The 8,439-nt window shown below is 56.5% G+C and carries 9 protein-coding genes and 1 pseudogene; 7 read left to right on the top strand and 3 right to left on the bottom strand.

All coding sequences use genetic code 11. From position 1 onward, the window contains the following. From BLQ99_RS11725 to BLQ99_RS11700, 6 genes and pseudogenes are all read left to right on the top strand, one after another. Nucleotides 1-273 (top strand): annotated as a pseudogene (locus tag BLQ99_RS11725) (ISLre2 family transposase); the annotation flags it as partial. Nucleotides 274-561: 288 nt separating this feature from the next. Then, nucleotides 562-1,290: a phosphatase gene (locus BLQ99_RS11720; protein ID WP_093691214.1), complete on the top strand. Its 729-nt coding sequence runs from the start codon at nucleotides 562-564 to the stop codon at nucleotides 1,288-1,290. A gap of 9 nt (nucleotides 1,291-1,299) precedes the next feature. Further along, nucleotides 1,300-2,181 carry an RNase adapter RapZ gene (gene rapZ, locus BLQ99_RS11715; protein ID WP_093691212.1) on the top strand — a complete coding sequence of 294 codons (882 nt, stop codon included), beginning with the start codon at nucleotides 1,300-1,302 and terminating at the stop codon, nucleotides 2,179-2,181. Nucleotides 2,182-2,211: 30 nt separating this feature from the next. Then, a complete protein-coding gene (locus tag BLQ99_RS11710; protein WP_093691210.1) occupies nucleotides 2,212-3,567 on the top strand; it encodes a gluconeogenesis factor YvcK family protein in 1,356 nt (451 codons plus the stop codon). A 16-nt stretch (nucleotides 3,568-3,583) separates the two neighbouring features. Further along, nucleotides 3,584-4,525, top strand: a complete 942-nt coding sequence (whiA, locus tag BLQ99_RS11705; protein ID WP_093691208.1) for a DNA-binding protein WhiA — start codon at nucleotides 3,584-3,586, stop codon at nucleotides 4,523-4,525. Further along, entirely contained in the window at nucleotides 4,522-5,280 is a 759-nt protein-coding gene (locus BLQ99_RS11700; RefSeq protein WP_093691206.1) for a polysaccharide deacetylase family protein, read from the top strand. The genes whiA and BLQ99_RS11700 overlap by 4 nt, the downstream gene beginning before the upstream one ends. 267 nt (nucleotides 5,281-5,547) lie before the next feature. On the opposite strand, the gene BLQ99_RS11695 is transcribed toward BLQ99_RS11700, so the two are convergent. Continuing rightward, nucleotides 5,548-6,633 carry a glycosyltransferase family 9 protein gene (locus BLQ99_RS11695; RefSeq protein WP_093691204.1) on the bottom strand — a complete coding sequence of 362 codons (1,086 nt, stop codon included), beginning with the start codon at nucleotides 6,631-6,633 and terminating at the stop codon, nucleotides 5,548-5,550. A gap of 189 nt (nucleotides 6,634-6,822) precedes the next feature. Here BLQ99_RS11695 and BLQ99_RS11690 point away from each other — a divergent pair, with 189 nt between their 5' ends. Next, the gene (locus BLQ99_RS11690) at nucleotides 6,823-7,890 is read left to right on the top strand and encodes a copper amine oxidase (protein ID WP_093691202.1); all 1,068 of its coding nucleotides are present in this window, start codon (nucleotides 6,823-6,825) and stop codon (nucleotides 7,888-7,890) included. 100 nt (nucleotides 7,891-7,990) lie between these two features. Here BLQ99_RS11690 and BLQ99_RS11685 read toward each other — a convergent pair whose 3' ends face one another. Next, nucleotides 7,991-8,170, bottom strand: coding sequence for a hypothetical protein (locus tag BLQ99_RS11685; RefSeq protein WP_093691200.1), 180 nt, complete (start codon nucleotides 8,168-8,170; stop codon nucleotides 7,991-7,993). A 61-nt stretch (nucleotides 8,171-8,231) separates the two neighbouring features. Beyond that, a complete protein-coding gene (locus tag BLQ99_RS15320) occupies nucleotides 8,232-8,360 on the bottom strand; it encodes a hypothetical protein (protein ID WP_281240891.1) in 129 nt (42 codons plus the stop codon). Nucleotides 8,361-8,439 lie beyond the last annotated feature (79 nt).

Genomic DNA, 8,439 nt, shown 5'->3' with positions numbered 1-8,439 from the left:
CCGATGGGGTGGAGCCGAGAAGGCGCCAAGCATATGGCATACATACGCGTATGTCAGGCAAATGGTCAGTCAGTAGCCGAGGAATATCTAAGACAACAACGTACAAATTACAAAATTGAGATAATGACAACAAGCCCGGCAGAAACTGTAGAAGTTGAACGGCAAAAGAAAACAAAAGCAACCTGTGAAACACATGACAATATTCCTGTATTAAAGGGGCCGAAAAACTTCTTATATAAGGTCTTGCGGGAGCTTTCGCTTGCCTATGCTTAATATTATGTTAACTCATCCGTGATGGTATGTCTTCTAAAAAATCCTACAATGTCTTGACACTATCGCCGAGGACAAGGGTTTTTGCTTTTTTTCCCGTTTTGCCATATAATGTAATGTATTGAGGGAAAATGATAAGTGAAGTTGGTGAACCGCGGAAGACGCAGCGAAAGCGGATATTTAGCGCGACGGGATTGCCGCGCCGCGCTCGCTGTGGTTCAAATTTTGTGTTCTTGGTGGATTTCGCGGTTATAAGCGATTATAATAAGCAGGAATAAAGGGGGCTGGAACATGCAATTTGTTGCCGACCTGCATGTTCATACCGTGGCCAGCGGTCACGCCTACAGCACGGTGCTCGAAATTGCCCGCGCCGCTGCCGACCGGAAACTTGCGATGATTGCTCTTACCGACCACGGGCCGGGTATGCCGGGCGGCCCGCACCCGTATCACTTCAGCAACCAAGTCGTCATTCCCGCCGAGCTGTTCGGGGTAAGAATACTGAAAGGGATTGAGGCCAATGTTATGGACCGGGACGGCCGGCTCGACCTTGACGAGGGGCGCCTGGCCAAGATGGACATCGTGCTGGCCGGCCTGCATACCCACTGCGCCCCGTACGGCACGGTAGAAGAAAATACAACCATGATGATTAATGCCATGAAAAATCCCTGGGTCGACGTCATCGTCCACCCCGGTAATCCGGAATATCAAGTGGACCCGGAAGCGGTGGTCAAAGCGGCCGTCCACTATGACGTAGCGCTGGAAATCAACAACAGTTCCCTGACCGTATCCCGGCGGGGCAGTGCGCCGCACTGCCACACGATTGCCGGTCTCGCCAAAACTTATGGTGCCAAGCTCATTGTCGGCAGCGACAGCCATTTTGCCTGGTCGGTAGGCGATTTCGGCGCTGCGACCGCGCTGCTCGCCGCCGAGGGCATCGGGCCGGAAATGGTGCTTAATACTTCGCTCGAGCGGATTTATGCCCATTTACGCCGCCGCACCAACCGGCGGCACAGCCTCTGAGGTGACAGCATGGAAGATTTACGTCTCGTAATTATTACCGGTATGTCAGGCGCCGGCAAAAGCCAGGTGGCCCGTGCCATGGAAGACCTGGGCTACTTTTGCGTCGATAACCTGCCGCCGGCCCTGATACCTAAATTTGCCGAACTGTGCGCCCAATCGGCGGGGCGCGTGCGCAAAATCGCCCTGGTAGTCGACATCCGGGGCGGCGAATTTTTTGACACCCTTGTGCAAGTATTGGAAGACATGGAGAAGCAAGGGTTTTTTTACGAAATCCTGTTCCTGGAAGCGGCCGATGAGACCCTCATCCGGCGGTACAAGGAAACGCGGCGGCGCCACCCCATGGCCCCCCATGGCCGCATCAGCGAAGGCATCAGCCGCGAGCGCGACCGGCTGGAACATATCCGGGGCCGCGCCACCCATATTATCGATACTTCTGACTTGTCGACGGCCCAGCTTAAAGATAAAATCGCCGACCTGTTCGCCGGCGAGCGCGAATTTGAACGCATGACCATCACGGTAGTATCGTTCGGTTTTAAATACGGCATTCCCCTTGATGCCGATATGGTTTTCGACGTGCGCTTTTTGCCCAATCCGTTTTACGTGGAGTCGCTGCGGAAAAAGAGCGGCGAGACGCCGGAAGTGGGCGAATACATCTGGAAATGGCCGATTACCCAGCAGTTTATGGAAAAGCTGGGCGGCCTGGTCGACTTTCTGGTTCCCAATTATATCAAAGAGGGCAAGAGCCAACTGATCATCGCCGTCGGCTGCACGGGCGGACTGCACCGTTCCGTCTTTGTCGCCAACAAGATCTATGAAGGGCTGCGCAACAAGGGGTATAAGGTTAATGTGGAACACCGGGATATCAAGCATAATATCGTTGAACCCTGTTGAGGCTGATGTTAGCTGCAAGGGGTGGTAACCGTGCATTTTTTAAAATGGCTGTATCCGGGCATGAAGCTCAAGCGCTGGCTGCTATTGTTTTCCCTGGGCGCCATCGCCGCCAGCCTGGGCTTGGCGATTGTCTTCAACTATAAGTTTGCCGGCGCCGTGGAGGAAGCGTTGTTTAAATTTGTTTACCGCGCTACCGGTAAATATTATTACACCGCCACCACCGTCGCCGGTATCGGCGTCATCGCTCTCGGCCTGGCAACCATGACCTTTGCTACCAGGCAAATTATCCGCTCGGTAATCAGTGTGCTGGTGCCGGAAGGGTCGGAGCGGCTGGTGGAGATCATTTTTCAAAAGCGCAAACTTAACCGCGGCCCGTCGGTTGTCGTCATTGGCGGCGGTACCGGCCTGTCGGTTTTGCTGCGGGGCATTAAATCGGTGACCAGCAATGTGACGGCCATCGTTACGGTGGCCGACGACGGCGGTTCGTCCGGACGCATCCGGGAAGATTTGGGCATTATCCCGCCTGGCGACCTGCGCAACTGTCTGGTCGCCTTGGCCGACACCGAGCCGCTGATGGAGAAGCTCTTTCAGCACCGGTTCGGCGGCGCCGGCGACTTGGCCGGCCACAGCTTCGGCAATCTTTTTCTCGCCGCCATGACCGAGGTATTGGGCGATGTGGAACTGGCGCTTAAAGAGTCCAGCAAAGTCCTTAAAGTACGGGGGCAGGTGCTGCCTGCTTCCACCACGACCATCCGCCTGGTGGCCGAAATGACCGACGGCACCCTGGTGGAAGGCGAATCGCAAATTCCCCTTGCCAAAAAGACCATCAAGCAGATTAGCATCAGGCCGCACGACGCACAGCCGGTGGAAGCGGCGCTGGAGGCCATCCGGGACGCCGATGTCTGCATCCTCGGGCCGGGCAGCCTGTATACCAGCGTTATGCCCAATCTGCTGGTGCAGGGCATTGCCGATGCCTTGCGCCAGAGTGAAGCGGTCAAAATCTATATTTGCAATGTCATGACCCAGCCGGGCGAAACGGACGGCTACACGGCGTCGCGGCATGTGCAGGCGATTTTTGACCATGTAGGGCCGGGCGTCATTGACTACGTTGTCGTCAATGTGCAGGAAGTCGCGGAAAGCCTTCAGAATACTTACGCCCGCCAGGGCGCCTATCCCGTTTTGGCCGACATCGAGGCCATCGAGGCCATGGGCGTTAAGGTGATTGGCGCTAACCTCATCAGCGAAACAAACCTGGTGCGCCATGACCCGGTCAAGCTGTCCCGTACCATCGTCGACCTGGTCTACAAACTAAAAAACACTTCCGAGCGGATGAAGCTGCTCGACTATTATCTCATCGCCGAAAACATCAAGGAGATTAAAGACTGACGGAGTTGATTCACCTTTGTCTTTTTCCGCGGAAGTAAAAAACGAACTGGCCCGCGTCGCCGGCGACAATCAGTGCTGCCACCTGGCCGAATTGGCGGCGCTGATGCGGATGGGCGGCGCCGTGTCCATTGGCGGCAACAAGAGCCTTGGCATCAATTTCACTACGGAAAATGCGGCCGTGGCCCGCAAAGTCCTCGCCCTGATCAAACGGGGGTTCAGTCTCAAAACCGAGGTCGTGGTCACCCGCGGCCGCCGGCTGAAAAAGAACAACGCTTATCATATCAAGGTGCTGCCTTCCCCGGTTGTCGCCGAGCTGTTAGCCGCGCTCGGCATCATGAAAGGCGACAGTATTAACGTCGGCCGTGACAGCGGCATGCTGCGCAAAGCCTGCTGCCGGCGGGCCTACCTGCGCGGCGCTTTTTTAGGCGGCGGCTCGGTTAATCGGCCGGAAGGCGACTATCATTTGGAACTTGTCACCGGCAATTTTGATTTCGCCAAGACGCTGGTGCGGCTCTTAAAGTCGTTCGGCCTGCCGGGACGCCTGACCGACCGTAAAGGCGATTTTATCGTATATCTTAAGGACGGTGAGGCCATCACTTCCTTTTTGCGCATCATCGGCGCCCACTCCGCCCTGATGGCTTTTGAGAACGTGCGGGTGGTCAAAGACATGCGCAACAAGGTCAACCGCCTGGTCAACTGCGAGACGGCCAACCTGCAGAAGACGGTCAACGCCGCTTTGCGGCAGGTGGAAAACATCGAGTTCATTGCCCGGACAATCGGCCTGGACAAGCTGCCGCCGTCACTTAGGGAGGCGGCGGAGGCGCGTCTGGCCTACCGGGAGGCCACGCTCCAGGAGCTGGTCGATGCGCTGGACGGGCGGGTAAGTAAATCGGGCATGAACCACCGCTTGCGCAAGCTGGAGCAGATTGCCCTGAAGCTAAGGGGAGGGACAGAGTGACGAAAGCAAAGAAACTGCTTGCCGTCGCCTTAATTTGTGGGGGCGGCTTTCTCTTTTGGCTGCTGGCGCCGGCGGGCGGGGTGCCAATTTTGGCTTACCACATGGTGGATCCGGCCCCGGAAGTATACAGCGTTGATCCGGCCGCGTTTGAAGAGCAGATGCGCTATTTGGCCAGGGAAGGCTATACCGCCATCTCGCTGGCCGAGCTGCTGGACGGTTTGGCCGGCAAGCGGGCGCTGCCGGCCAAACCCATTGTAATAACGTTTGACGACGGGTACCGCGACAATTATACTGTCGCCCTGCCGATTCTCGAGAAATACAATTTCAAAGCCACCGTCTTCGTCATCGCCGGCCAGGTGGGCCGCAGCGGCTATTTAACCTGGGAGGAAATCAAGGATATGCAGCGGCGCCATGTCGAAATCGGTTCTCATACTTTAAGTCATGCGGCGCTGACTGCCCTTACCCTGCCGGAACGGCAGCGGGAAATTGGCCTGTCCAAGCAGATGTTAGAGCGCCACCTGGGAACGCCGGTGGAATTTCTCGCCTACCCCTACGGCAAATTTGATCCTGCGCTATTCCCCCTCCTGCAGGAAGCGGGTTATCGCGGCGCCTGCTCCGGCATTGCCGGTCTTAATTTTCAGGGGGACAACGCTTACCGCCTGAAAAGGGTTAATATTCCCCGGCCACGGTATGGTTTGTGGGAATTTAAGCTGCGCCTGCTGCGGGCGCATATCTATGCCAAGCTGGGGATATAGGCGAAAGTTACGTCAATCGTTTGTAGGTATGAAGTATGAGGTATGAGGTATGAGGTATGAGGTAGGGGAATTCAAGCGCGGAGATGTTCATGTCAATAAATTAGCACTACAAAGCATGGAAAGTAAGTTTATAAACTATCTCGCGCGATAAGTATCGCGCACGTAGCCCTTTGCGTTCTTTGCGCCCTTCGTGGTTTTATTATAAAATTCCAGCGCGACGGATGTCGCGCCCGGTACCCCTTTGCGTCCTTAGCGACTTTTGCGGTTTTAATATTTTTCAGAAGACAGCGGTTGCAGTTTCGAGTATGCAGCCAGTTGCTGCCGTACGGCCGCTATCGCCGCTTCTGGGGTGACGGAGCGCAGGCAGCGTACATCCTGGTGGCGGCATGCTTTTTTATGGCAGGGGGCGCAGCCGGCCTCGCCCTGAAGGATGATGTGACCAGGGGGCAGCGGCCCATACTTGCGCGGGTCGGTAGGGCCAAAAATGCTGACGGTCGGGACGCCGAGGGCGACGGCCATATGGAGCGGCCCGGTGTCGCCGGTGAGTACGACCCGGCAGCGGGCCAGCAGGGCCGCCAGCTCAAGCAGCGTGGTGCCGCCGGCGGCGTCGATGCACGCTGCGCCGGACTGCTTAGCGATATAGGCGGTAATTTCTTTGTCGCGGGGGCCGCCGGTCAGCAGAATACGGCAGTCAGCGGCCAATGCCGCCGCTACGGCGGCGAAACCGGCCGGGGGCCAGTTCTTGGCCGGCCAGGTAGTAACAGGGTTGATGGCTACCAGCACCTCATCAGGGCCGACGCCGTGCGTGGCCAGGAAGCGGTCGGCAAAGGCGACGGCCTCACCGGTCAGGCCCAGGGTCATATTATAGTCAGCGGCCCTTATGCCCAGTGGCCGCAGGATGCTTAAATACTGCTGAATCACATGGACATCATCGGCCGATTTTGGCGCCTGTTCGGTCATAAACAGCCAATTGAACTCCCGGGCGCCGCCCAGGCCGATGCGGCGCGGCGCGCCCGTAGCGCGGGCCACCAGCCCGCTTAAGAACAGGCCGTGCACGTCGAGGGCCACGTCGAAAGGACGGCAGCCCAAATCTTCGGCCAAGTGGCGCCACAGGCGGCGGGCTTCACGAAAGTTGCCGGCCCGAAAGCTACGCTCCCAGCGCTCGCGGGGCCAGACATATAATTCATCGATGTACGGATTGGCGACGAGTACGTCAGCGGGGCCTTCGCCGACCACCCAGGTCAGGTGGCAGTCGGGGTAGGCCTTTTTTAGGGCTCTGGCCACCGGCGTGCAGTGCAGAACATCGCCGATGGAACTTAGCCGGATGAGGACGACGTGTTTGTTGTTCAGCATACATGGCTCCTTGCAGTCACATAATTGATTCCGCTTTAATTAATATACCCCACTTTAGCCCCTGAAGCCAGCGGGGACAAGAAAATACGTCGGTCAAGACGGAAGTTTTTAGTGGATTTTTCTGCAATTTTACATAATACGTCGATCTTGGTATAATGAGGGTATGTTGGAACCAAAGGAGGGTACATAGTGCGTAAATGGTTGTGCAAAGGACTGCTGGGCATCCTGCTTGGCCTGAGTGTGGCCGCGCCGGCGGCCGCCGGGCAGCGCCCCGACAGCCTTGATATTCTTAAACTGCCGGAGTGGACGGTGTCGTCTAACCATTACGGCGGCAAGCTGCTCTTATCCGACAGCCCGGAGACGGTGACGGCCGACGGTATTCTCTATCAGGACAAAGTAGTCGGTGACGTGCGGCTGTTTTTCCATCATGTTAACGGGACGACGGCGCCGAAAAAAATCGTCGTCCTCTTAGAGAACGACGACAGTGAGCCGGCGCAGGTTACCGTTTATCAGTACGGTCTGGGCGGCCCGGGCCATGACTATCTGGCGGTAGGCAAGACGGCTCAGCTCCGCTACTTTGGCAAGAGTGATATTTATCTGGTGGAAGTGCCGGCCAAAGACCGCCGGCAGCTGATTGCCGAACTGGATAGTGCGGTAGTCGAGCCGAATATGCTTGTTAACGGCATTTATGATTTTAAGACCGACCGGCCGGTAACCGTCAAAGTGATGATGCTGCCGGTCCACGCCGATGCGAAGAAGTTTGTCGCCCAGGCGAAGGTGCTCCCGCCTGATGAGTACCGGCTGCGTGGTACTTTCGACGGGGCCAACCGCCTGCTCATCCCGCATAAAGTCTACAATCCCGACGAACACGGCCCGGTAGCGCTTACCCTGGCCGATAATGAGGTAGACCGCTATGTGGAGGGCATCGACGCTACCGACGGCAGCAAGGTGCTCAACTACGGTAACTACGGCGTCGTCTACAAACTGTTTCTCCCGTCAGCCGGTGTGGGGAAAGCGGACTATTTCCTTAATCCGCGCGGCGGCGTATATGCCGGCGCGCTATCGGTAAAGTACCGGCATGAAACCGCTGAGCCGCTGCCGACCCCGTCCGGTCAGGTAGCGTTCGGTGCTGATAAACTAAATGACTTCGCCCCGATCGGCACGTTTGACGTCGGTCAGTCGTTGTGGCTCACCTTCAGTCCTCCCGGTGCCTCCAACCTGCCGGTGAAAATCGTTATTCTGCCGCAGCAGGAGTAACGCGGCACGTCGCCGGCTATAATTGGCGGGCCACAGTACATTACGTTATAAAACCAGCCCCGCACGGCTTAGCGTGCGGGGCTGGTTTTACGGTTTTTCACTAATCTTCCAATTCTTTTAGCCCTTGATTTAAAGCCTTGACATAAGAGTGTTCGTTGGCTACGTCGGCGGAAACAATCGACCGGTTGATCTCATACCGGGTTAAGCTATTGTCGCCGGCGTTGTCGCTAAACTTATCGGTAACTTTATCTGGGGAAATGGGCTTTTGCCGTTTGTCCATCCGGCAACCTCCTTTAAACTTTTTTGCGCCAGTCGTGGGGCGGTATAGCAGCAACAGGTTCTTATTTTCGCTCAATATACTCGACTGCCGCATGGAGCGCACCCTTCTCGTCGCGCCGGTTTTTCGCCGAATCTTTTAAGCCGGGCGGTTCGGGGTTATTCGCGTTGTACCCGGTATTTTTGTTGGCCATTATTATCACCTCCTGTGCTTAGTTTTCCCCAAAATCACAGCCTATCTGGCAGTGAGTTTGACCGAACATAAATACCGCC

This window comes from Sporolituus thermophilus DSM 23256 (assembly GCF_900102435.1).
In the GTDB taxonomy this organism is placed as follows: Bacteria; Bacillota; Negativicutes; order Sporomusales; family Thermosinaceae; genus Thermosinus; species Thermosinus thermophilus.
Note: the sequence above shows the minus strand (reverse complement) of the source record. Positions and strands in the feature narration are given on the sequence as shown.